The following is a 24,445-nucleotide window of genomic DNA, read 5'->3' as shown; positions in this document are numbered from 1 at the left end:
CCGCCTTCGCGCGCCATCAGGGGGAAGATATGGCCGGGCTGCACAATATCGCTGGGCCGCGCATCGCGCGCCACCGCCGCCTGCACGGTGCGGGCGCGATCTGCCGCCGAAATACCGGTACTCACCCCTTCGGCCGCCTCGATGCTCAGGGTGAAATTGGTGCCATGCGAGGCGCCATTCTTGCTGACCATCAAGGGCAGATTCAGCTGCCGGCAGCGCGCCTCGGTCAGGGTCAGGCAGATCAGGCCACGGCCGAATTTAGCCATGAAGTTGATCGCTTCCGGCGTGACATGCTCGGCCGCCATCACCAGATCGCCCTCATTCTCGCGGTCTTCGTCATCCATCAGGATGATCATGCGGCCAGCCGCCAGCTCGGCGATCAGTTCGGGAATCGAGGACATGGAGGGTGACATGGCAGTGGGCTCGCTGAAAACAATTGAGGCCGGCAATGCAATCACCGGCCCTGAAGGCTGCATTTTAACCGTTAACCAGCCGCTGCTTAAGCTGAATCTGCCAAGCCTCATGCAAGGGGAGTGCAGAACCCCATACCTTGAACCACAGCAAACTAAAGCCCAACACCTTGAACCACGAAGCGCACAGAAAGCACAGAGGTGGCACAGAGCAAAGCGGGCCAGGTCAAAAGCAGTCCGCCGGTGTCGCCTTGCCATGCTCTCTGCCAGCACATTTGCCCGCCCCGTTCCAGATATGCGCACAACAGCAAACAGGATCGATAGGCCGACCGCGCAGCGCTAGCGCAGTGGCGACGCCGGCGCCACGAACGCATTGCGCCTTACGGCCCTGTTCGCCAGGCGCGGGGCCAAGCAGCAAGCCTGGTGCATACGGCCAGTGCGCGATTGCGCGCGGATTCACTGCGGGTGCCCGCCACACCTGGCTGGTACATAGTTGAATTTATCTGCGCCCCCTGTGCCCCCTTTGCGCACTCTGTGTCCTCTGTGGTTCAGGGTATAACCCGGACAGCTGGTGGGTTTGCGCATAATCCGGGCACTAAGTCAGTGCACCAAGCCACGACAGCAAGCCGATGCAGCCTGCATGCTAAAATCGCCGCCACTCTCAACGGCTGTCTGTCATGAATCTGCTTGCGCTCGACACTTCCACCGAATACCTGTCTCTCGCCCTGCGCTACCGGGGTGAATTGTTGACGCGGGAATGGCATGCCCAGCAAAAGCATGCGGAAATGACCCTGCCGGAATTGCAAAAATTGATGGCCGATGCCGGCGCCACGCTCAGCGAGCTCGATGGCATCGCCCTGTCGGTCGGGCCGGGGTCATTTACCGGCCTGCGCATCGGTTGCGGCATCGCGCAGGGCCTGGCGTATGGATTGGGCATTCCCACGGTGGCGGTCAACACGCTGGCGGCACTGGCAGCCGACTGCGAGGCCGAGCGGGTGCTTGCGGTGCTCGATGCTCGCATGAACGAGTTGTATCTGGCAGGGTTCGAGCGGCAGACGAGCGGCTGGCAGGAAGTGGTGGCCACCACGGTAGTAGGGCCGGCAGCCTTGCCCGAGCTGCCCGGCGCCGGCTGGCATGGTGTCGGCTCGGGTTTTGCCGTGGCGGGCGATGCCCTGGCGCAGCGCTATGGCAGCCAGCTCGGCGCCTGTGACGGCAGTCGCTTTCCCCACGCACGCGGCGTACTGGCGCTGGCCGAGCCACAATTCGCCCGTGGCGAAACATTGCCGGCCGACCGGCTGGAGTTGCTGTATATCCGCGACAAGGTAGCGCTCAAGACCAGCGAGCGGGTGAAGGCTTAGGGAGCAGAGGCTAAGGCAAGCGGATGATGAGGTGCATGGCAAGAAGGCCGCGCAACGCACCTCCGGCGCTCAATGACTGTATTCAGTGATTTCCACTTCGAGCTGCTCGGCCGCACCCGCCATATTCAGGTCGACGCGGGTAGACAGGTCGTAGGAATAGAATTCGCGCACCGCATCGAATTGCGACACGCCATAGGCATCGAATACCGGCTCCAGCGACTTCATCACCAGGCGGGCGGTTTCGGCAGCCATTTGATCGCGCGCGACAAAAACCCGGCCATCAAGTGCAAAGCCTGCCTGTATCATCGCGCGCTCGACTTCATTCCACAGCAGCTGACAGATTTCGCTGGAGATATTCAGATAATCGAGATTGATCACCACAGCGAGGCCAGGGGTGCGAGCAACCATAATGAGAGTTTCCGGTGAGAATTATGCAAGGACGGCGCATTATGCACGCGAAACCGCAGTTTGCTCCGGTATAAGCCCACTGTAGAGACGTGAAAATTTACACATGACTTCCAAATTTACTGCAGCTGTGCAGCTCAGACCGTTGACTGGTGCGGATCTACCGGCTGTTGCCGCCATTGAAGCATCGTTACAGGACTTCCCCTGGACACTGTTGCAATTTTCCGACTCTTTGCAACAGGGCCACCAGGGCTGGGTGATCGAGCAGGCCGATGGCATTGCCGCCTTTGCCTTGACATCACAGGTGATCGACGAGGTTTCATTGCTGACCATCGGGGTTCACCGCAATTGGCAAAGGCAAGGACTGGCCCGCGCCTTGATCGACAAGATCATCGAAGTGGCCGGCGAGCAAGGTGGTGCGGTGTTGATACTGGAAGTGCGCAAGGGTAATGCGGCAGCGCGCTCGCTGTACCGCCGCCTCGGCTTTGTCGAAACCGGCCAGCGGCGCGGCTATTACCGTGCCCACGAAGGCCGCGAAGATGCCATCCTGATGGCCCTGACGCTGGATGAGGGTGGACGATGAATCGCGCCGAGCACACGCTGATCCTGGAAGAACTGGGCCTGATGCCGCTATGGGTGCGGCCGGAACTGCTCGACAGCCCGCAGGAGGTCGTCCGCCACCAGCCTGCACGGGCAGCGGCAGAAACGGCACCGACCAAGCCGCAGCGCGATGCGCAAGCGCATGCCCCGCTTAAACCGGCCGAGCCTGCCAGGCCGCTTGCGCCAGCGGCAAGACAAAGAGCTGCGGCCCAGGTCAATACGGCGCCCGAACCCATTGATGCAGTGGCCGCAGCGCAGCAAACCGCACAGGCAGCCGAGCGCCTTGCTGCCATTGCACGCATGGACTGGGATCAGCTGCAGGCTGCGGCGGCCAGCTGTACTGCCTGCGAGCTTTGCAAGCAGCGTAACAAGCCGGTATTTGGCACCGGCCCGCGCGAGGCGGATTGGCTGGTAGTCGGTGAAGCGCCGGGAGCCGACGAAGATCGCCAGGGCGAGCCCTTTGTCGGCCAGTCCGGGCAATTGCTCGATGCCATGCTGGCCAGCGTGGGGCGCACGCGGCAAAGCAATGTCTACATTCTCAATACGGTGAAGTGCCGCCCCCCACAAAACCGCAATCCCACCCCGGAAGAAATGGCGCAGTGCGCGCCCTTCCTGCACCGCCAGCTGGAGCTGGTGCGCCCCAAGGTGGTACTGGCGCTGGGCCGCTTCGCCGCACAGACCTTGCTGGGCCAGAGCGCCAATATCTCCGGACTGCGTGGCCAGCTGCACGACTATCGCGGCACGCCGGTGGTGGTCAGCTATCACCCGGCCTATCTGCTGCGCAATCTGCCGGAAAAGGCCAAGTCCTGGCAGGATCTGCTGCTGGCACAACAAGCCACTGCAAGCCAGCAGGCCGGTGGCGTCCCTGCCAGCGCTCCCTTGCCGCAATCTGAGCAAGGCGACGCGCCGCCTGTATGACCAGCTTCTAGCTGGCCTGCCAACCTTATCCAGCGGTTCGCTGATCAACACTTCAGTCGCGAAACTGATCGGGCCCGTTGCGCGCCTGTGACGTGGGCTGGCCCTGACCGTCTCGCTTGGCCAGCCGGTTTTCACTGCCGTCTTCGTGTAGCACCTTTGTGAATCGACCACCTTTACCATCGGTTCGGGCCGCGCGGCGCTCGACAGCCGGCACCTGGCGCTTTCCGGAAGCGGACAGCTTGCCGCCAGAGTCGGCGGCATAGGCGAGCCAATCGAATCGATCAGCAAGTAATCCAAGCACCGTCGCGCTGCGAGCCGCCGCGTTGCTGCCCGCATGTCCTCACGCCGCGACCGCCACTACCCCTCTCGAATGCCTGCCCGACTGCACATCGATATGTGCATCGCCCTCTCGTACCGGTCAAGCATTGATCTTGAACTCAGTCACGCCATCCTCGGCCAAGGTCACCCGCTTGCAAAAGCGGCAATTCGGCCCCGGTCGTGATTCAACAGCATTGCCTTGCCGGCACTGAAGCAGCCGGCCAGATCGGCCACGGGCAGGCCGGTAACAGGGCTGCGCAGCGCTGTCATGGTTCACCGTTTTTGCATGGTGCGTTAAGCAGAACGCAAATTCACTTAATCACAATTTTCGTTATGATATAACATCTCACGTTACATTATAACATTCCAAAATTTGGCCCACCTTCATCCAATTGCTCGAAAGCAAGCCCATGTACCCATCACGAAGCATCGTTAGCCGCGCTGTGGCACTTGCGTTCCCATTAATCGCCAACGCCGCTGAGCCCACAAGCCCAGACATGCAAACCGCAAGCAGCAGCGGAAGCATTCCGGAGCAGATCGTCGTCACCGGCCGACCAAATTCGACCCGGCAAGGCGCACTGCGCGACGACATCGTCAAAACCGAGTCCATCAACGCCAAGGAGATCGAACAGTCCGGTGCGACCAACCTGACCGAACTGATGTCACATCGCCCGGGTATCGACGTTCAGCTTGAATGCTCGGTATGCAATGTGCGCAATATCACCCTGAATAATCTGCCAGGACGCTTCACGACGCTGATGCTAGATGGCGTGCCTGTTTTCTCATCGGTTTCCAACGCCTATGGTCTGGACATGGTGTCGCTGAACGGTTTGGAGCGGGTAGACATCTCGCGTGGCGCCGGCACCAGCCTGATCGCCCCGGAGTCCCTGTCAGGCACCGTCAACCTGGTCACCAAGCGTCCGTCTCGCGGCGGCGGGGAAGTCGATCTCAGCGGCGGCAATGTCGGTTTCCGTCGAGGTGCAGCCTATGCCGCGCAAACATTCGAAGGCGGCGCGCTAACCTTCACCGGCACCCTTCAAAAACATGACAGCGTCGATGAAGTCGGATCGCGGATATCGCAATACTCCGGCTACGACCGCAAATTGGCGGGGGTAGGCCTGTTCCTGGACGACTTGGGCGGCTTCAAGGTCAAAGCACGTTTTGACCATCTCGACGAAAAGCGCATGGGCGGCCCCCTGGGTAAGGACTACGATGCGGTGCGAGCCAGCACCAGCGGCAATCCCTTCGATTTCAGCAAGGGGCCGCACGGGTCACCCGATGCGAACAGCTGGGTCAATCCTTCAGATGGCACGCTGGTAACGCCCTATGGCGAGGGGCGCTTCGGTCTTGCGCAGATCATCTTTACCAAGCGCAACCAGTTTGCGGGCACCGCCAAGCGTCAGTTCGGCGATGTCGAATGGCATGTCGCTGCGGGCTATGCGGAGCACAAGCAAGACTCCTGGTATGGCGGTGACGCCAATTACTTTGGCCGCCAAAAACAGTACTACCTGGAGAGCAGCGCCCGAATGCCGGTTGGCAGCGCGCTTGTCACGGCCGGGTTGAACTACCGATATGAGGATCTGAACAGTCGCTCGGTCAGCCAAAACCCGAGTTCACCAACGTATGGGGTCGAGCGCTTGAATGCCGACGCCTACCGCTACCGCACGCCGGGTGTATTCGTGCAGGCCTACCAGACATTCTTCAACCAGCAGCTCGAAGCCAATGCCAGTCTGCGCTACGACCACAACAATGTTTACAACGGCATCGCCACACCTCGGTTGAATCTGCTGTGGCATCACTCGGACATACTGTCCAGCCGATTCGCCGTCGGGCAGGGCTACCGTTTCCCGACCTCATTCTTCGAGCTTGAGCATGATGTGCTGACAGCATCGGCCATCGATCGCACCAAAGCCAAGGCAGAGAAATCGGACAATATCTCTTATGCCGTGAACTATGCCGACGACCGTTTTGCCGTCACCGCTTCGCTAAACCATACGCGCATCAGGAATCTCGCACAGTTCGTCGACGATGCAGCCGGCTCGGGCAACTTCCTCTTGCAGCCAGCATCTGGCACCTACATCGTGAACAACGCCGACGTGGTCGGCACCTGGCAGGTAACGCCAAGCGATGCCATCACGTTTGGCCTCGAGCGCTATTGGTACCGGTTCGACGCAAACGCCATGCAGGGCACGCTGTTTTCTCGACCAGACTATCGCCTGAATGCGATGCTGGACCACAACGCCGGGCCCTGGGATTTGAACCTACGCGCCACCTATACCGGCCCGCAGCATCTCGCCAAGTTCTACGATTACGCCCGCAGCCCGCGCTACAACCTGGACGGTACAGCCAAACCCGAGCGGAGCCCTGGTTTCTGGGCGGTCGATCTGAGGGCCGCTTACCGATGGAACAAGTCAATCGAGACCTATGCGAGCGTCAATAATGTGTTCAATTATCGCCAAGCAAAGCACGACAGCTTTCTGTGGCAGGACGCGGAAGGCAAACTCGACGTCACCCATATCTGGGGCCCCAACATCGGGCGCACCTGGATGGTGGGCGCAAAGCTGACTTTCTGATGACCCGATCAAGATTAGGCCATACATGGCAGAGCTTCGTACTCTGCCTTGTCTTGTCCAGCCACCTTGCCGGTGCAGATGCGTCCGCACCGGCAAGCTCAATGGAACTGCCAACTCTCGATGGTGCGGCATTCGTACGCCTCGCCGATTTCCACGGGCGACCGGTGCTGATCAACTTCTGGGCCAGCGAATGCCCTCCCTGCCTCAAGGAAATGCCTCTCCTGGCAACGCTGGCCCAGCAATATGGCAGCACGCAGTTTCTCGGCGTGGCCGTGGATGAGCGGGCGAACGCCTTGCGTTTTCTGGCCGCGCACCCACCCAGCTATCCGCAGCTGATCGCGCCGGCTCAACCGGCAGCCCTGTTGCGGCGCTTTGGCAACAAGGCCGGCGTGCTGCCCTTTACGGTCGTTCTCGACGCCCAGCACCGAATCTGCCAAAGCCAAGTCGGCGAGATAAGTCGGGCTTGGTTCGATGCCGCTGCGTCAGCGTGCGCTATTCATCCATAACCCCCTCGATACGCCGGCCCTGCGCTGCAAACGGGCGTCAAATGCGCCCGCACGGTGCAGCGCCGACCGGCATGAGCCAATCCCCGCAAGGCACCTACGCCCGTATCGATGCGGCGCGCACGGTGCTCGGCAGGCGTGTGTCTACACCACGCCTGCTCCAGCTATTTCCTGGCTGCCGCGGCCGCTTTCAGGCGGCCGGTCAGCTTGTCCAGCACATCGGGCACCAGGCGCTCGGCAAAGCCGAACAGAAAGCTCCACAGCGCCAGCTTGGCCAGCTCGGTCGGCTTGATCCGCCACAGCCAGTCCGGCCCCGCCGGCAGGCTGGCCAGCTGCGGAAACAGCGTGGCATTGACCGGTTCGCTGAATAGCTGCTGCATCATGCCGCTCGCCAGCAACAGGCTGCCGATCAAGGCGAACAGCCCGCCCAGCAGCATGCCCTGCACCACGCTGTCCTGGCCGATATCGAGCGCGCAGATATCGCCAAGCGCGCTACCGCCCTGATTCTCGCCGGGCCGGCCGGCGCTGGCCGACTGGATGCGCCGCGCCACACTGGCATAGGCGCCGCTTACCCCCAGCCAGATCACTGCCATCAGTGCCATCAGCATTGGCCAGCCCAGCAGCCAGCCCACCCAGGCCAGCAAGGCGGCCAGTGCGCTGACTGCCAGCAGGGTTTCGTTGAGGCGACGGCGCAGGCGCCAGCCTTCCTGTTCGCGCAGCAGATTCTTGCGAAACGCCCACTGCCGCTCTGACTGCATGCTCAGCGCCCAGCTGCGCAAGCGCTCCTCGTAGTCCGGCTCGGCCGCCTTGGGCCGGGGCATGGCCGGGTGGCTGAACAGCTGCTCCAAAAGCGCCGCCCGCGCTTCCAGCAACGGCCGCGGCATCAGCTGCAATACCCACAATTCCAGGGTGAACAGCTGCTGCCAATCCAGCGTATCACTGGCATCGGCCAAGGCGCGCGCCTCGCCATAGCGCGGCTCGCTGGCCAGTGACGCCGGCAGCGCCCGGAAATCCGCCACCACCTGATCAACATAGGGCCCGCCGACGGCGCGCACCTGGGCCAGTGGTCGGTATGCATGGTTTGCCACGATATTTCTCCGTTTTTTTGTTGGCTGTCTTACTGTGGCGCGCAGCATTACCCAGCCCAGCCCGCTTTTGCAAGCGAGCCGGTTGCCCGCCCGTGCCGGGATGTGGACAATGCGCGACCACCTTGCCGATTGCCATGCTTATGCGCCCGCTGCTCTGTCTGTTGCTTACCCTGAGTGCCCTTGCCGGCACGGTCGAAGAAGCCCGCCGGCCGCAAGCCCAAGCGGCGCTGCCCGGCATCGGCAGCGCCTTTGCCGAACTGCAGAGCAGCTTCGCGCAAGACTGGGCCAAGACCGAAGACAGCCGTGCCGCCACCGCACTGGCGCAGCGCTACGGACGCCAGCTTTGGCAACAGGCGCGCCAACGCATCCATAGCCAAGCCGACTTTGACGATAGGCCGCTGTACTGGGCGCGGCTGGGCCTGAGCCGCACTCTGCGCGAGCAGTCGCCGGCCTTCCCGATTTTCGCGGCCGACCGGCAAGCCGCCATCGCCGCGCTGGAGTGGGCTAGCCGTGGCATGGACGATATTGCCTTTCCGGACGATGCGCAGCGGCCTGCACCCGCCCGAACTGGCCGCAGCCTGCCTGCCCTGCGCATTCTGCTGACTGGTTTCGATCCGTTTTTGCTGGATAGGCGCATCTCCCAGAGTAATCCTTCCGGTGTGAACGCCCTGTTGCTCGATGGCGCCGAATTCACCGTGCAAGCCGGCGGCCAGCCGCGCCGTGTGCATATCGAAACCGCCATGATTCCGGTGCGCCAGGCTGATTTCGATGCCGGCATGATCGAACGCCTGACCCTGCCCTGGCTCAGCGGCCACCCCATAGCAAGGCAAGACAGGCTGGATGCCGGCCGCAGCACCGCGCCGGCATTGCCAGCCGGCAGGGCGAGGCCGCAGATCGATATGCTGGTCACCGTCAGCATGGGGCGGCGTGATTTCGACCTGGAGCGCTTTCCCGGCCGGCGCCGCTCATCGAGTGCGCCCGACAATGACAATGTCTACAGCGGCGGCAGCCTGGTCGCACCCATCCTGCCCAATCTGGGGACGCAGGAGCTGTCCGGCGCCGAGTTCATCGAGTTTTCGCTGCCAGCCAAGGCAATGCTGACCGTGCAGACACCGTATGCGGTGCATGACAACCGCTGGGTGCGCACCCTGACCGAGCAGCGACTCGCCGCAGGCGGCCTGGCGGCGCTACAGGGCAAGACGGCGGTAGAGGGCAGTGGCGGCGGCTACTTCAGCAATGAAATCTCCTACCGCACACTGCGACTGCGCGAGCAGCTGGGCCTTGGCAGCCTGCCGATCGGCCATATCCATACCCCGGCGATGGGCGAATTCGACCCGGCAACCCTGAAAGCCATTACCGGCCAGATCCGCGCCATGCTGGAAGCGGCAGCGGCCGACCTTGCCGCCAAACCGCGCCGATAGGGGCATAGCCCAGCGCCGCAAGCCGCCGTGCCATGGCCCACGCACCCCATGCCGCGCCGGCCAGGGCAAAACCCTGGCAAGCGCGGTCGGCGTCACGCTATATAATGGCCGGCTTATTGAAAGGAATACCCTATGCACTTCGAGCACCTGATCCAGATCAACGACCCGGACAATGAAATGCTGACGCCGATCAGCCGCTCGCAGCTATGGCAAGGCCTGTTGCGGCGGGTGGAGCAGCCGCAGGAATTCCTGGTCGGGGTGGAAGCCGTGCGCATTACCGAGCGCGGCGAAGGCTGGCTGAAGCGCGAAATGCAGCTGGGCCCCTTGCAGGTCAATGACCATATCACCCTGGTGGCCGAGCAGCAGGTGCACTTTGCCACCGCCCCGAGCGAGCAGCACCAGGGTGGCAGTTTCACCATGAGCATCGAAGAGCCCTCCCCCGGCGCCCTGTTCGTGCGCTTTACCTATCAGACAAGCTTGTCGGACCAGGCCAAGGTAGACAGCGGCAGCGACGATGCCTATTTCGCCGACTATGTGAAATCGGCCTACACCGACACCGATGTCGATGCGATCCGCTGGATTCGCGAACTGGTGGAAACCGGCGAGCTGTAAGCACCGGCCTATGGCCGCAGCGCAGGGGCTGCAGCCATAAGCCGACATCGACTACCGTGCATGGCGCTACTGGGCGCGGTAAGTCACCTTCAGGGTATAGCTGGCAGCCGCATAGCCATTCACCATCAGGTAGACATCGCTATTGGCTGTGACATTGATGGTGCAGCTTTCGGCCGAGCCGGTTTTATACGGGCGGCAGTCATAGCTGCTGGTGGTGGGCGCCGCGCCGGTCTTGCCATACAGATCACCATCGCCGCTGCCGCTCAACTCCGCCAGCAGGCGCCCACCGGCAGCCACCTTGAACGGCCCATAGTTACGCTTCTCGCCCTTGGCGATATTGGCGGTAAAGGTCTCCACTTTGTCGTTGGGCGGCTGCACCGTGCCGCCGCTTCCCAGCTCCACCGCAAATGCTGCGGCCAGGCGGCCGAACTTGAGGGCGTGCAGCGCCTGGTTGCCGGTATTGGCGAAGGTATCGTTGGCGGTGTGGATATACGGGTCGTCGTCGTTGAAGGCGGCTTCAAACGGCATCGATGTTGCATAACCCTGGTTGTACCACGACGCATGGTCCGAGCAGCCATAGCCACAGCGGTCATAACCGATCTGCAGTGTCGGCAGGTAGGTGCTGATCAGGTTGGCGACAAAGCTGTTCTGCGCGCTATTGGTGTAGTCGGTGTAGATATAGATATCCTTGTCCGAGCCCTTGTAGTTGGTCATATCCAGCTGCATGACGCCAACCACATTGACCTGGTCGGCCTTGAACTTCTTGGCAATGTCTTGCGAGCCGCGCAAGCCGACCTCTTCGGCGGCATAGCCGATGAACTTGATGGTGCGGCGCGGCTTGTAGCCGCTGGCGATCATGGCGCGGGCCGCCTCGGTCAGGCTGGCGATACCGGAAGCATCGTCATCGGCGCCCGGCGCGCGGGTGGTCTCGCTGGTGCCCGCCCCGTTGATCGAATCCAGATGGCCGCCCAGCACCACCACTTCGCCCGCGTTGTCAGTGCCGGCAAAGGTCATGATCACCGACTTCTGCGGAAACGCCGCATGGGTGAATTGTTCGACCTTGATATCGCTACGGCTGCCAGCCAGCTGCTTCCAGCGATTCATCAGCCAATTAGCAGCATTCACGCCGTTATTGGTGGTGTAGTAGCGATTGGTGAACGCCGACATGTCGACGATGGTGCTGGCGATATTGCTGTCCTGCATCTGCGCCAGCAAGGGCGTGACCACCGCTTGCTGGCTGATGGTATAGCTGGGAGCCGCCACCTTCGCGCCAGGCGCCGGTCCATCCAGTGCTGCCAGCGCTTCTGCGCGGCTGGCATGGGCAATAAAGCCGCCACAGCGATGCAGCGACTCATGCACGGCGCCACTGAGATTCGCCAGCAGGGCTTCATCCACCTCGACTGCATGGGCGCGTTCTGCCACTTGCGATTGTTCGGGATGGACGCCAGCAACACTGGCCGACATCAGCTGGCTTTTGGCCGGCTGCAGCGCGGGCGCCAGGGTCTTGAGCTGTGTAAACGCCGCGTCACCCAAGGTAATCCAGACTTTCTTGGGTGCAGCATGTGCGGGTGCCGCGAGGCACAGTCCGGCAAGAATCAGCGACAGCAAGGTGTATTGCTTCAACATGAGCGAATCCCCTCAAAGCCAAGGCCAGGCCCCGGCCATGCGACATTGGACAAGCGGCGCTCTTACGCCGCATCGAACCCGGGCGGCGACGTGCGAAGGCCTGATTGGCCGACGCGCCCGCTACCCGGATAAACGGTGCAAGGTCGGCATCTGGTAATGGCCGCCCCCACCGCTTTATGCCTAGCTGGGCTTCTCGGGAAATCACAGAAAAAATACGGGTTAACCCTTATATGGATGAAAGTTGTTGCAAATCTGTCTTGCCAGCAAACAGTCGGCCATCAGGGGGAGTGCTGAATGAATGATCCGACACGCCGACAGCGCGGCTCCCGCGCAGCGGTGGGAGCGGTGGAGGATCAATAATCAGGCGAAGTACCGGGCTCCCCGGGGCCGGTAATGCCGGTCGAAAACGCGATCCGCCGGCAAAACGTCAACAGAGCCTAGTTGCAAGCCAATACCGCGCGGGCAGCGGCGTGGATATCGCCGCCCGGATCAATCTGCAGCCTTTGCTGCCGTGCAGCGCGCAAGCTTTGATCCGGGCTACTGCGGCGATACAGCGGGTCATAGTGCCGATCGATCAATTCCCCAGCCAACTGCGCGATGGCGCGCTGATCTATCCAGTCGTGCCAACGGGCAATGGTCTGCTTGCCATGCAACCCGGTCAGCTTGCTCAGTTGCAGCTTGAACGCTGCAGCCTGGTCAAATAATGCAGCATATTCCCTGGCCAAATAGCTGATACGGTCGGCTTGGCTGGCCTCGATATGAATGGCCGGCGCAAGCCGGATGGCTGCCAGCAGTGCATCCGGCAACCATAGCTGGCCGATCTTCTTGCTTTCGGCCTCCACATAGACCGGTCGGGCCGGGTCAAAAACTGCCAGATCGGCCACCAGCATGCTGTCGAAGCACTTTTGCGATGGCTGGTCTTCGCCGGGCAAGCCACCCAGCAGGGATCCGCGATGGCGGGCAAGTCCTTCCAGATCGAGCACCTGCGCCCCTTCTGCCGCCAGAGTCCGCAGCAGGCGAGTCTTGCCACAACCGGTCAGGCCGCATAGCACCCGATACTGGTAGCGTAGCGGCGCCTGCAGCAGCTGCTCGGCGACCCAACGGCGATAGGCCTTGTAGCCGCCCGCCAGCTGGCGGGCACGCCAGCCGATCAGATTGAACATTGCCGTCATCGAGCCGGATCGCTTGCCGCCACGCCAGCAATAGATCAAGGGCTTCCAGTCGCGCGGACGATGGGCAAACACGCCCTCCAGATGGGCCGCAATATTGCGCGCGGCCAAGGCGGCACCCAGACGGGTGGCGGCAAAGGCATCGGTTTTGTACAAGGTACCGACGATCACCCGCTCCTCATTGCTCAGAACCGGCGCATTGATGGCTTGCGGCAGATGGTCGATGGCAAACTCGGCCGGGGTACGCACATCGATGATCTCGTCAAACGCAGATCGCTCTGCTAAGGTCGCCAGCTGATTTTTCAAGGGTTGCACCATGAGCATTCGTTTGACCCAATTGTCCCACGGTGGCGGCTGCGGCTGCAAAATCGCCCCGGCGCTGCTGGCCGAGATGCTGGCCAAACTGCCCGCCGGGCAAGCATTTCCGCAATTGCTGGTCGGTACCGAAACCGCTGACGATGCGGCGGTCTACCTGCTCAATGAGCAGCAGGCGCTTGTGGCCACCACCGACTTTTTCATGCCCATCGTCGACGACCCCTACGACTTTGGCCGGATTTCCGCGACCAATGCGGTGTCCGATATCTATGCCATGGGTGGCAGCCCGATCATGGCCCTGGCTATCGTCGGCATGCCGGTAAACAGCCTGCCCGTCGAGGCCATCCAGCAAATCCTCGCAGGCGGTGCTGCGGTAGCGCAGGCTGCCGGCTTCCCTATCGCGGGCGGCCATTCGATCGACGCGCCGGAACCGATCTACGGCCTGGCGGTAATGGGTCTGGTCCACCCCAAGCGGATCAAACGCAATGCCGATGCCCAGGCTGGCGATCGGCTGATCCTCGGCAAGCCACTTGGCATCGGCATCCTTGGCACCGCGATGAAGAAAGGCCTGCTGGACCCGGCAGGCTATGCCGAGTTGCTCGCCACCACCACCCAGTTGAACCAGATAGGCGCCAGCCTGGCCGGCATGGATGGCGTACATGCGATGACCGATGTCACCGGCTTTGGCTTGCTGGGGCATCTTTTGGAAATCTGCCGTGGCAGCCAGCTGGCAGCAGACATTGAGGCCAGCCAATTGCCGCTGCTGGCCAGCGCCATCGGTTTTGCGCAACAGGGCATCGGGCCAGGCGCTATCGAGCGCAATCTGGCCAGCTTTGGCAGCAGCGTCGTTTTTGGCGCAGAGGTCGCCGACTGGCAGCGCCGCATCCTGGCCGATGCGCAGACCTCGGGCGGGCTGCTGGTATCGGTGGCTGCCGAGCAGACGCCTGCCGTGCTGGCGGCATTTCATGCTGCCGGCTTTGCTGAGGCTAGCGTCATCGGCACGCTCGCCCCTGGCGCCCCGCGCATCCGGGTCTGCTGAGCCAGGCTGCCCGTCCAGCGAAGGCTCAAAAAAAGCCACGCCACCCGAAGGTGGCGTGGCTTTTTACTGCTTCAGCGCGAATCCGCTTACTTGATCATGCCCTTGCTTTTCAGCAGCTCGAACATGGTCTTGCCGATTTCGGCCGGGCTACGAGTGTAGGCGATGCCGGCCTTCTCGAACGCAGCGAACTTCTCTTCTGCCGTGCCCTTGCCGCCGGAGATGATGGCGCCAGCATGGCCCATCCGCTTGCCCTTGGGGGCGGTGACACCGGCGATATAGCCGACGATGGGCTTGGTGACATAGGACTTGGCGAATTCGGCCGCTTCTTCTTCGGCCGAGCCACCGATTTCACCGATCATGATGATGGCGTCGGTGTCCGGATCATCCTGGAACAGCTTGAGCGAATCGATATGGCTGGTGCCAGGGATCGGATCGCCACCGATACCGATACAGGTCGACTGACCCAGACCCAGTGCGGTGGTTTGCGCCACGGCTTCATAGGTCAGGGTGCCGGAGCGCGACACGATGCCGATGCGGCCAGGGTTGTGGATGTGCCAGGGCATGATGCCGATCTTGCACTCGCCCGGGGTGATCACGCCGGGGCAGTTCGGGCCGATCAGGCGGATGCCGGCTTCGTCGACGGCCTTCTTCACATACATCATGTCGATGGTGGGCACACCTTCGGTAATGCAGACGATCAGCTTCACGCCGGCATCGATGGCTTCGAGCACCGAATCCTTGGCGAACGGGGCCGGCACATAGATCACCGAGGCATCGGCCTGGGTTTCGCGCACGGCATCGCGCATGGTGTTGAACACCGGCAGGCCCAGGTGCTGCGAACCGCCCTTGCCGGGGGTAACGCCACCAACCACCTTGGTGCCGACCTTCAGCGCCTGCTCGGCGTGGAAGGTACCGTTCTTGCCGGTAAAGCCCTGTACCAGGACTTTCGTGTTTTTGTTTACGAGAACGCTCATTCTGAGTTCCTTTAAATTTCGTGATACGTGATCGGGTGAAAAGTGATGCGCCGCCCTGCGGCGCGGTGAAACGTGAAAGGCGCGCAGCGATACTGCGCAGCCGGCTCACATTTCACATTTCACATTTCACGTTTCACTTGCTGCCTACGGCAGCAACAATCTTCTCCGCAGCGTCATTCAGGCCTTGGGCCGAAGTCAGCTTGAGGCCGGATTCGTCGAGAATCTTGGCGCCCAGTTCGGCATTGTTGCCTTCAAGGCGAACAACCACCGGCACGGTCACATTCACTTCCTTCACCGCCGCGATAATGGCTTCGGCGATCATGTCGCAACGCACGATACCGCCGAAGATATTGATCAGCACACCCTTGACCGATTCATCAGCCAGGATCAGCTTGAACGCTTCGATCACGCGCTCCTTGGTGGCGCCACCGCCCACGTCGAGGAAGTTGGCTGGCTGGCCGCCCTTGAGCTTGATGATGTCCATGGTAGCCATGGCCAGACCGGCGCCGTTCACCATGCAGCCGATATTGCCTTCCAGCGCCACATAGTTGAGGTCGAACTCAGAAGCCTTCAGTTCGCGCTCGTTCTCTTGCGACTTGTCGCGCTGGGCCACCAGCTGCGGCAGGCGGAAAGCGGCATTGCTGTCGATGCCGATCTTGGCATCCACACAGCACAGATCACCATTGCCACGGATGGCCAGCGGGTTGATTTCGAACAGGGCAAAGTCGTTTTCGACGAAGGCCTTGTAAGCACCCATCATCAGACCGGTGAATTGCTTGATCTGGGCATCATCCAGACCCAGCGCAAAGCCGACCTGGCGTGCCTGGAAGGGTTGCAGGCCGACCAGCGGGTCCACCACCGTCTTGATGATCTTCTCGGGCGTGTTGTGCGCCACTTCTTCAATCTCGACGCCGCCTTCGGTCGAGGACATGAACACGATGGTGCGGGTGGAGCGATCCACCACGGCGCCCAGATACAGCTCGCGCTGCACCGGGTACATGTCTTCACACACCAACAGGCTGTTCACTGGCTGGCCCTTGGCGTCGGTCTGGTAGGTCACCAGGCGCTTGCCGAGCAGGTTCTTGGCAACATCGGAGGCTTCGTCAGCGCTCTTCACTACCTTGACGCCACCGGCCTTGCCGCGACCACCGGCATGCACCTGGGCCTTGACCACGGCGAACTTGCCGCCGAGGTTGCGGAATGCATTGGCAGTCTCTTCCGGCGTAGTGGCGAGAACGCCCTTTTGCACTGGCAGGCCGTATTTGGCCAGCAGTTCTTTGGCTTGGTATTCGTGGAGGTTCATTGTTGCGTTTCCTCTAAGTCAATCAGTGAGTGAAACGTGAAACGTGAAACGTGAAATGTGATGCGGCGCATTGCGCCACCTTTCACCCTTCACTTTTCACCTTTCACCGATTTTTAGCTATGCAGCGTGCGGCCATCACAGCCCAGTGCCGCTTCATGCAGTGCTTCCGACAGCGACGGATGCGCGTGGACGATGCGGGCGATGTCTTCCGAGCTGGCGGAGAATTCCATCGCCACCACCGCTTCCGAGATCAGCTCGGAGGCATACGGCCCGACGATATGCACGCCCAGAATGCGGTCGGTTTTCTTGTCGGCCAGCATCTTCACAAAGCCCTTGGCTTCGCCCAGTGCCAATGCGCGACCATTGGCCGAGAACAGGAACTGGCCCTTCTTGTATTCAACGCCTTCGGCCTTGAGTTGCTGCTCGGTCTTGCCCACCCAGGCGATTTCCGGGCTGGTGTAGATCACCCATGGCACATTGTTGAAGTCGACATGCGGATGCTGGCCGGCAATGCGCTCGGCCACCGCCACGCCTTCTTCCGAGGCCTTGTGCGCCAGCATCGGGCCTCGTACCACGTCGCCAATAGCCCAGACATTGGGCAGGCTGGTGCGGCAGTCGTCGTCCACTTCCACCTGGCCGCGCTCGGTGAGCTTGAGGCCCACTGCTTCGGCATTGAGGCCGGTGGTGTTGGGAATGCGGCCGATCGACACGATCAGCTTGTCGAACACGGCAGTTTGTTCGGCGCCGGCGGCATCGGCATAGCTGACGGTGACGTCTGCCTTGCCAACCTTGATCTCACCGATCTTCACCCCGGTGTTGATGACGAGGCCGGTATCCTTGGTCAGGAACTTCAGTGCTTCGCGCGCCACTTGCTCATCGGCGGCGCCGAGGAAGGTCGGCATCGCTTCCAGCACGGTGACGTCGGCACCGAGGCGCTTCCACACCGAGCCCATTTCCAGGCCGATCACGCCGGCACCGATCACGCCGAGGCGCTTCGGCACGGCCGGAATCGCCAGCGCGCCTTCGTTATCCAGTACCAGCTGGTTGTCGATGGTGACGCCAGGCAGTTGCCGCACGCTGGAGCCGGTAGCGACGATCACATGGGTGGCTTCGATTTCTTCCACCTTGCCATCAGCCAGCTTGGCTTCCAGCACATATTTGTCGCCATTCTTGGCCTTGAAGCTGCCGGTGCCGTGGAACGGCGTCACCTTGTTCTTGCGGAACAGGAAGGCAATGCCGCCGGTATTCTTGGCGATGATGTCTTCCTTGCGCTTGAGCATCTGCGCCACGTCGAACTTGACGTCGCCAACCTGGATACCGTGGTCGGCAAAGCCGTGCACGGCATGGTGGTAGTTCTCGGACGACTGCAGCAGCGCCTTGGATGGAATACAGCCGACGTTCAGGCAGGTGCCGCCGAGGCTCTGCTTGCCGTTCTTGTCGCTGGTGGCATCGATACAGGCAGTCTTGAAACCCAGCTGCGCTGCGCGGATAGCGGCTACATAGCCACCGGGGCCGCCGCCGATCACGACGACGTCGAATTGTTGGGACATGTGTAAACCTCGTGAAATGTGAAAGGTGAAAGGTGAAAGGTGAACTGCCGTGAAACGCGGCTACGCCGCCACGTTTCACGTTTCACTTTTCACTATTCACAGATCGAGCAGCAAACGCGCCGGATCTTCGATCGCTTCCTTGATCGCTACCAGGCTCAGCACCGCTTCGCGACCGTCGATGATGCGATGGTCGTAGGACTGGGCCAGATACATCATCGGCAGCACCACTACCTGGCCGTTTTCGACCATGGCGCGCTCCTTCGTGGCGTGCATGCCGAGAATGGCCGATTGCGGCGGATTGATGATGGGGGTGGACATCATCGAGCCGAAGGTACCGCCATTGGAGATGGTGTAGGTGCCGCCGCTCAGTTCTTCAATGGTCAGCTTGCCTTCCTGGGCGCGCTTGCCGAAGTCGGCAATCTGCTTCTCGATCTGCGCCAGGCTCAGCTGGTCGGCATTGCGGATCACCGGCACCACCAGGCCGCGTGGGCTGCCCACGGCCACGCCGATGTCGTAATAGCCGTGGTAAACGATATCGTTGCCGTCAACCGAGGCATTGACGATGGGGAATTTCTTCAAGGCGTGGACCACGGCCTTGACGAAGAAGCCCATAAAACCGAGCTTGATGCCGTGTTCCTTTTCGAAGCGGTCCTTGTACTTGTTACGCAAGTCCATCACCGGCTTCATATTCACTTCGTTGAAGGTGGTGAGGATGGCGGCAGTCGATTGCGACTCCACCAGGCGCTCGGCCACGCGCTGACGCAGGCGCGACATCGGCACGCGCTGCTCGGAGCGATCGCCCGCGGCGACGACCACGGCTGGTGCAGGCGCTGCCTTGCTGGCGGCCGGCTTGGCGGCTGCTGCCAGGACATCTTCCTTCAACACGCGGCCATCACGGCCGGAACCGGCGATGGCGCTGGTATCAACGCCAGCGTCCGCGGCGGCCTTCTTGGCGGCCGGCATCACGGCAGCTTCGGCCTTGGCGGCGACCGGCGCACTGGCAACCGGTGCAGCAGCAGCGGCGGCCGGAGCAGGCGCAGCGGCACCGGCGGTGGCGGCGGTATCGATCTTGGCGATCAGCTGATTGCTGACCACGGTGGCACCGTCAACTTCGATCAGCTCGACAATCACACCGGCTTGCGGTGCGGGCAGCTCCAGCACCACCTTGTCGGTTTCCAGGTCGATCAGGTTTTCGTCGCGTTCGACGAATTCGCCGACTTTCTTTTTCCAGGCCACCAGGGTGGCTTCGGAAACGGATTCGGGCAGTTGGGGGACTTTGACTTCGATCAGCATATTGTTGGGCTCCGGTTTGACGGCCGACGTTCGGGTTAGGCGTGGCAAAGGGCAGCCGCATTGCTGCGGCTGCCCCCGAGGGTTATTTGCTCAGGGTGATGGCTTCGTCGATAAAGGCCTTGAGCTGGGCAGTGTGCTTGCTCATATAGCCCACCGCTGGCGATGCGGACGAAGGACGGCCAGCGTACAGCAAGCTCTGCTTGGCCGACATACAGGCTTCCAGCCGGTGGCGAATCTGGTGCCAGGCACCCTGATTCTTTGGCTCTTCCTGCACCCACATGATTTCCTTGGCTGCAGCGTACTTGGCGAGCTCGGCCTTCAGTTCATCAGTCGGGAAGGGATACAGCTGCTCGACCCGGATAATGGCCACATCGCTCTGCTCGCGCTCTTTGCGGGCATTGTGCAGGTCGTAATACACCTGACCGGCACACACCACCACGCGCTTGACCTTCTTCACATCGGGCTGCTCGGGGTCGGCAATCACCGGGCGGAAAGCGCCATCGGTGAAGGCTTCCAAGGGGCTCATCGAATCCTTGTAGCGCAACAGGCGCTTGGACATGAAGATGATCAGCGGCTTGCGATAAGGGCGCAGCTGCTGGCGACGCAATACGTGGAACATCTGCGCCGCTTCCGACGGCATGATGATCTGCACATTGTGCTCGGCACACATCTGCAGATAGCGCTCGAGGCGCGCCGAGCTGTGCTCGGGGCCCTGGCCATCGTAGCCATGCGGCAAGATCATGGTCAGGCCACAGTAGCGACCCCACTTGGTTTCGCCGGAGGTGATGAACTGGTCGATCACCACCTGGGCGCCATTGGCGAAGTCGCCGAACTGCGCTTCCCAGATCACCAGCTCATCCGGGGCCGACGAGCTGTAGCCATATTCAAAGGCCAGCACCGCTTCTTCGTTGAGGATGGAGTCGATCACCAGGAAGTTGCCCTGGTTGTCGCTGAGATGGCGCAGCGGCACATGGGCGCCGGAATCCCACTTTTCGCGATTCTGATCGTGCAGCACTGCATGGCGGTGGCTGAAGGTGCCACGGCCGGAATCCTCACCGGAAATCCGCACGCCATAGCCCTTCTCCAGCAAGGAGCCATAGGCGAGGATTTCGGCGGTACCCCAGTCGATATTCTGCTTGCCGGCGCCCATCTCGCGGCGGGCGGCCAGTACCTTCTCTACCGTCGGGTGCAACTTGAAGCCATCCGGCACCTTGTTGGCCTTGGTGGTGAGGCGGCCGATTTCGGCAGCGCTCAAGGTGGTGTCGGTCGGATGCGCCCAGTGAGTGCCCTTGAAGGCGCTGAAATCGATGGCAAAGCTGCGCTTGAAATCGGTCAGCGTGGTCTGCTCGACATGCTCGCCCTTGTCCAGCGCGGCGCGGTAGTCCTTGATCAGGCCATCGGCCTCGTCGGCGCTCATCAGGCCTTCGGTCACCAGACGATCGGCGTACATCTTGCGCGCGCCGGGGTGCTTGGCAATGCGCTTGTACATCATCGGCTGGGTCAACATCGGGTCGTCGCCCTCGTTGTGGCCGAGCTTGCGGAAACACACCAGATCGATCACCACATCGCGGTGGAATTCGCGGCGGAAGTCGAGCGCCGCCTGTACCACAAAGCACACCGCTTCCGGGTCGTCGCCGTTCACATGGAATACCGGCGCTTCCACCATCTTGGCGATATCGGTGCAATACAGCGAGGAGCGCACGTCGCGGGTATCGCTGGTGGTAAAGCCGATCTGGTTATTGATGACGATATGCACCGTGCCGCCGACGCCATAGCCACGGGTCTGCGACAGATTGAAGGTACCCTGGTTGGTACCCAGGCCGATAAAGGCCGAGTCGCCGTGCAGCAGCACCGGCAGCACCTGGGCGCCACTGCGGTCGCCACGGCGTTGCTGGCGGGCGCGGGCCGAGCCGACCACCACCGGGTTGACGATTTCCAGGTGCGAAGGGTTGAACGCCAGCGAAACATGCACCGGGCCGCCCGGGGTCGGAATATCCGAGCTGAAGCCCATGTGGTACTTCACGTCGCCCGAAGGCAGGTCGTAGCTGTACTTGCCTTCGAATTCGGAGAACAGATCGGCCGGGCGCTTGCCCAGGGTGTTGACCAGTACATTGAGGCGGCCACGGTGGGCCATGCCGATCACCATTTCCTGCACGCCATGCTCGCCCGACACCTGAACCAGATGATCGAGCGCGGCGATCATGCTCTCGCCACCTTCGAGCGAGAAACGCTTCTGGCCGACGTATTTGGTATGCAGATAGCGCTCCAGCGTTTCGGCAGCGGTGATCTGCTTGAGGATGCGCAGCTTCTTGTCGCGGTTGAACGCCGGGGTGGAGCGCACCGCTTCGAAGCGTTGCTGCACCCAGTGCTTTTCCTGCGAGTTGGTGATGTGCATGTACTCGAGGCCGATATTGCCGCAGTAGGTCTGCTTGAGGCGGGCAATGATATTGGCCAGGGTATCGCGCTCGGGGCCGACCAGATTGCCGCAGTCGAAGGTCAGCGCCATATCGGCGTCAACCAGACCATGGGTGGCCGGATCCAGCTCGGGCAGCGGCGCCTGATCCAGGCGCTTGAGCGGGTCGAGCGTGGCATAGCGCACACCCAGTACCCGGTAAGCGGAGATCAGCTTGAGCACCGCCACCTGTTTCTTGATGGCATCACTTTGCGCAGCGGCAGACACGCCGCCAACGCGAGGCTGCTTGGCCATCTGCACAAACGATTCTTCGATCGAGGCGCGCGGAATATCGCGGTCGGTATTGCCGGGCAGTTGCTGCAGTTTGTCGAAATAGTCCCGCCACTGTTGCGCCACAGACTGTGGATCGGCGAGGTACTGCTCATACAGGTCCTCGATGAAGGGCGCGTTACCGCCGAACAAATGGGACTGGGCTTGGAATGCTTGCATCATGGTGATGTGGCCTATGACGGTTCTTGGCTGTTTACTGGGAACAGCTTTCGCTTGGGCGAGACGATTTCGACAAACAGGAAAAACGAAACGGCACGCCCGAACCGGTCGGGCGTGCCATGCGGGCTTACTTGCGCTGATCGATGGCGACGTAGTCGCGACGAGCCGCGCCGGTATACAGCTGACGTGGACGACCGATCTTCATGCCGGGGTCGGCAATCATTTCGTTCCAGTGCGAGATCCAGCCCACGGTACGAGCCAGAGCAAAGATCGGCGTGAACATGGCAACCGGGATGCCCAGTGCCGACAGCACGATGCCGGAGTAGAAGTCGACATTCGGGTACAGCTTGCGCTCGATGAAGTACGGGTCGCTCAGGGCGATCTTTTCCAGCTCCATGGCGAGCTTGAATTTCGGATCGTTGTGCAGGCCCAATTCGTTCAATACTTCGTCGCAGGTACGCTTCATGATGGCAGCGCGCGGGTCCATATTCTTGTACACGCGGTGACCAAAGCCCATCAGCTTGTAGCGCTTGTCCTTCACGCCTTGCATGAAGTCGGCAACCTTGGATACATCGCCGATTTCGTCCAGCATCTTCAGTACCGCCTCATTGGCGCCGCCGTGCGATGGGCCCCACAGGCAGGCGATACCGGAAGCGATACAGGCAAACGGATTGGCACCCGACGAGCCGGCCAGACGCACGGTCGAGGTGGAGGCGTTCTGCTCGTGATCAGCATGCAGGGTGAAAATGCGATCCAGCGCCTTGGCGGTGATCGGGTTCACCTTGTACTCGGCCACCGGGGTCGAGAACATCATGTGCAGGAAGTTCTCGGAGTAGCTGAGACCAGCCTTCGGGTAGCTCAGCGGCAGGCCACGGTTGTAGCGATAGGCTTGCGCGGCAATGGTCGGCAGCTTGGCGATCAGGCGGAAGGCCGCCACTTCGCGGTGACGCGGATCATTGATATCGAGCGAGTCGTGGTAGAAAGCCGACAGGGCACCGACCACGCCGACCATCACTGCCATCGGGTGAGCGTCGCGGCGGAAGCCACGGAAGAAGTTGTGGATCTGGTCATGCAGCATATTGTGGCGCATGACGGTGTAGTCGAACTGTTCCTTCTGCTCCTTGGTCGGCAACTCGCCGTTCAACAGCAGATAGCAGACTTCCAGGTAGTCACTGTGTTCAGCCAGTTGTTCGATCGGGTAGCCGCGATAGTAGAGCTGACCCAGATCACCATCGATAAAGGTGATCTTCGATTCGCAGCTGGAGGTCGACATAAAGCCCGGGTCATGGGTGAACATGCCGGTTTTGCCGAAGGCGCGGATATCGACCACATCAGGGCCGAGCGTGCCCTTGAGCACCGGCAGTTCGATGTTGTTCTGACCGTCGTTATAGGTAAACGTGACGTTGGACATGGAAATGCTCCAGTTGGAATATCGGTTGAATCACCATCGGTACCAAGTTGCAGCCAATGGGGTTCTCGAACTAACGCATTATTGTTGAAACTGCGGGCTTTGCCAGCGCCGCAGCTTGGCCAGAATCGGGCCAAACCGCGACTCGCTTGTCTCAGTCTTGCCATCCACCAGGTCCAACAAGTCATTGTCGGGTAACAGCAGCAAGTCCTGATAGGCATCCAGCTCGGCCTGGCTCAAGTGCTCGAAATCGTGCTCAAGAAACGGCTTGAGCACCAGATCCAGCTCCAGCAAGCCGCGGCGGGATTGCCAGCGGAGGCGATTCATTTCCGCTTGGGTATACATCTTGGTTTTATCCTTGGGCGGCATCTTCTGCCCGCCAGCTTGCAGTGCGCTCGCCCGCCGGGCGAGCGCTGCATGAATCAGGCGATCCGCTTGACCATCAGTTCCTTGATCTTGCCGATTGCCTTGGTCGGATTCAGATGCTTCGGGCACACGTCCACGCAGTTCATGATGGTGTGGCAGCGGAACAGGCGGTACGGGTCTTCCAGATTGTCGAGGCGCTCATTGGTGGCGGTATCGCGGGTATCGGCGATAAAGCGGTAAGCAGCCAACAAGCCAGCCGGGCCGACGAACTTGTCCGGGTTCCACCAGAACGAC

21 protein-coding genes are annotated in these 24,445 nt (G+C 61.4%); 8 read left to right on the top strand and 13 right to left on the bottom strand.

Translation table 11 applies throughout. The features are described 5' to 3' along the window. A partial coding sequence (locus tag ACE3OH_RS05225; protein ID WP_374349256.1) for a 3,4-dihydroxy-2-butanone-4-phosphate synthase occupies positions 1–413 on the bottom strand: 413 nt, incomplete at its 3' end. Positions 414–1,087: 674 nt separating this feature from the next. Here ACE3OH_RS05225 and tsaB point away from each other — a divergent pair. After that, complete coding sequence (tsaB, locus tag ACE3OH_RS05220) at positions 1,088–1,768, top strand: tRNA (adenosine(37)-N6)-threonylcarbamoyltransferase complex dimerization subunit type 1 TsaB (RefSeq protein WP_374349254.1); 681 nt, start codon at positions 1,088–1,090, stop codon at positions 1,766–1,768. 69 nt (positions 1,769–1,837) lie between these two features. On the opposite strand, the gene ACE3OH_RS05215 is transcribed toward tsaB, so the two are convergent. Further along, positions 1,838–2,176: a hypothetical protein gene (locus ACE3OH_RS05215; protein WP_374349252.1), complete on the bottom strand. Its 339-nt coding sequence runs from the start codon at positions 2,174–2,176 to the stop codon at positions 1,838–1,840. Positions 2,177–2,279: 103 nt separating this feature from the next. Between ACE3OH_RS05215 and rimI the strand changes: the two genes are divergently transcribed. From rimI to ACE3OH_RS05195, 4 genes are all read left to right on the top strand, one after another. Continuing rightward, positions 2,280–2,756, top strand: coding sequence for a ribosomal protein S18-alanine N-acetyltransferase (gene rimI / locus ACE3OH_RS05210; RefSeq protein ID WP_374349250.1), 477 nt, complete (start codon positions 2,280–2,282; stop codon positions 2,754–2,756). Then, entirely contained in the window at positions 2,753–3,691 is a 939-nt protein-coding gene (locus tag ACE3OH_RS05205) for a uracil-DNA glycosylase family protein (protein WP_374349249.1), read from the top strand. Before rimI ends, ACE3OH_RS05205 begins: the two co-directional genes overlap by 4 nt. 815 nt (positions 3,692–4,506) lie before the next feature. Then, positions 4,507–6,582, top strand: coding sequence for a TonB-dependent receptor plug domain-containing protein (locus ACE3OH_RS05200; protein ID WP_374349247.1), 2,076 nt, complete (start codon positions 4,507–4,509; stop codon positions 6,580–6,582). Further along, positions 6,582–7,088: a TlpA family protein disulfide reductase gene (locus ACE3OH_RS05195; RefSeq protein ID WP_374349246.1), complete on the top strand. Its 507-nt coding sequence runs from the start codon at positions 6,582–6,584 to the stop codon at positions 7,086–7,088. Before ACE3OH_RS05200 ends, ACE3OH_RS05195 begins: the two co-directional genes overlap by 1 nt. A 161-nt stretch (positions 7,089–7,249) precedes the next feature. On the opposite strand, the gene ACE3OH_RS05190 is transcribed toward ACE3OH_RS05195, so the two are convergent. Then, positions 7,250–8,173, bottom strand: a complete 924-nt coding sequence (locus ACE3OH_RS05190) for a hypothetical protein (RefSeq protein ID WP_374349245.1) — start codon at positions 8,171–8,173, stop codon at positions 7,250–7,252. A 134-nt stretch (positions 8,174–8,307) separates the two neighbouring features. Between ACE3OH_RS05190 and ACE3OH_RS05185 the strand changes: the two genes are divergently transcribed. Further along, complete coding sequence (locus ACE3OH_RS05185; protein ID WP_374349243.1) at positions 8,308–9,594, top strand: hypothetical protein; 1,287 nt, start codon at positions 8,308–8,310, stop codon at positions 9,592–9,594. Between the two features lie 132 nt (positions 9,595–9,726). Next, positions 9,727–10,206: an SRPBCC family protein gene (locus tag ACE3OH_RS05180; protein ID WP_374349242.1), complete on the top strand. Its 480-nt coding sequence runs from the start codon at positions 9,727–9,729 to the stop codon at positions 10,204–10,206. Between the two features lie 66 nt (positions 10,207–10,272). Here ACE3OH_RS05180 and ACE3OH_RS05175 read toward each other — a convergent pair whose 3' ends face one another. Together ACE3OH_RS05175 and mnmH are read right to left on the bottom strand one after the other, a co-directional pair. Then, positions 10,273–11,832: a M28 family metallopeptidase gene (locus ACE3OH_RS05175; protein ID WP_374349240.1), complete on the bottom strand. Its 1,560-nt coding sequence runs from the start codon at positions 11,830–11,832 to the stop codon at positions 10,273–10,275. 437 nt (positions 11,833–12,269) lie between these two features. Beyond that, a complete protein-coding gene (mnmH, locus tag ACE3OH_RS05170; RefSeq protein WP_374349239.1) occupies positions 12,270–13,307 on the bottom strand; it encodes a tRNA 2-selenouridine(34) synthase MnmH in 1,038 nt (345 codons plus the stop codon). A gap of 10 nt (positions 13,308–13,317) precedes the next feature. Here mnmH and selD point away from each other — a divergent pair, with 10 nt between their 5' ends. Then, a complete protein-coding gene (selD, locus tag ACE3OH_RS05165) occupies positions 13,318–14,355 on the top strand; it encodes a selenide, water dikinase SelD (protein ID WP_374349238.1) in 1,038 nt (345 codons plus the stop codon). A gap of 86 nt (positions 14,356–14,441) precedes the next feature. Here the strand turns inward: selD and sucD are convergent, their stop codons facing one another. The 8 genes from sucD to ACE3OH_RS05125 all read right to left on the bottom strand — a co-directional run. Then, complete coding sequence (sucD, locus tag ACE3OH_RS05160) at positions 14,442–15,329, bottom strand: succinate--CoA ligase subunit alpha (RefSeq protein ID WP_374349236.1); 888 nt, start codon at positions 15,327–15,329, stop codon at positions 14,442–14,444. 133 nt (positions 15,330–15,462) lie between these two features. Next, positions 15,463–16,632 (bottom strand): ADP-forming succinate--CoA ligase subunit beta, encoded by a 1,170-nt coding sequence (gene sucC, locus ACE3OH_RS05155; protein ID WP_374349234.1) that lies wholly within the window; start codon positions 16,630–16,632, stop codon positions 15,463–15,465. Between the two features lie 113 nt (positions 16,633–16,745). Then, positions 16,746–18,182, bottom strand: a complete 1,437-nt coding sequence (gene lpdA / locus ACE3OH_RS05150; RefSeq protein WP_374349232.1) for a dihydrolipoyl dehydrogenase — start codon at positions 18,180–18,182, stop codon at positions 16,746–16,748. 96 nt (positions 18,183–18,278) lie between these two features. Then, positions 18,279–19,475: a 2-oxoglutarate dehydrogenase complex dihydrolipoyllysine-residue succinyltransferase gene (gene odhB / locus ACE3OH_RS05145; protein WP_374349230.1), complete on the bottom strand. Its 1,197-nt coding sequence runs from the start codon at positions 19,473–19,475 to the stop codon at positions 18,279–18,281. 82 nt (positions 19,476–19,557) lie between these two features. Further along, a complete protein-coding gene (locus tag ACE3OH_RS05140) occupies positions 19,558–22,380 on the bottom strand; it encodes a 2-oxoglutarate dehydrogenase E1 component (protein ID WP_374349228.1) in 2,823 nt (940 codons plus the stop codon). 124 nt (positions 22,381–22,504) lie between these two features. Beyond that, a complete protein-coding gene (gltA, locus tag ACE3OH_RS05135) occupies positions 22,505–23,788 on the bottom strand; it encodes a citrate synthase (protein WP_374349227.1) in 1,284 nt (427 codons plus the stop codon). 78 nt (positions 23,789–23,866) lie between these two features. Continuing rightward, on the bottom strand, positions 23,867–24,130 hold the full coding sequence (locus tag ACE3OH_RS05130; protein WP_374349225.1) for a succinate dehydrogenase assembly factor 2: 264 nt from the start codon (positions 24,128–24,130) through the stop codon (positions 23,867–23,869). A gap of 77 nt (positions 24,131–24,207) precedes the next feature. Further along, positions 24,208–24,445: 4Fe-4S dicluster domain-containing protein (locus ACE3OH_RS05125; RefSeq protein ID WP_374349224.1), on the bottom strand; the 238-nt coding region annotated here is incomplete at its 5' end.

The sequence above is a fragment of the Chitinimonas sp. genome (assembly GCF_041904975.1).
In the GTDB taxonomy this organism is placed as follows: domain Bacteria; phylum Pseudomonadota; class Gammaproteobacteria; order Burkholderiales; family Chitinimonadaceae; genus Chitinimonas.
Note: the sequence above shows the minus strand (reverse complement) of the source record. Positions and strands in the feature narration are given on the sequence as shown.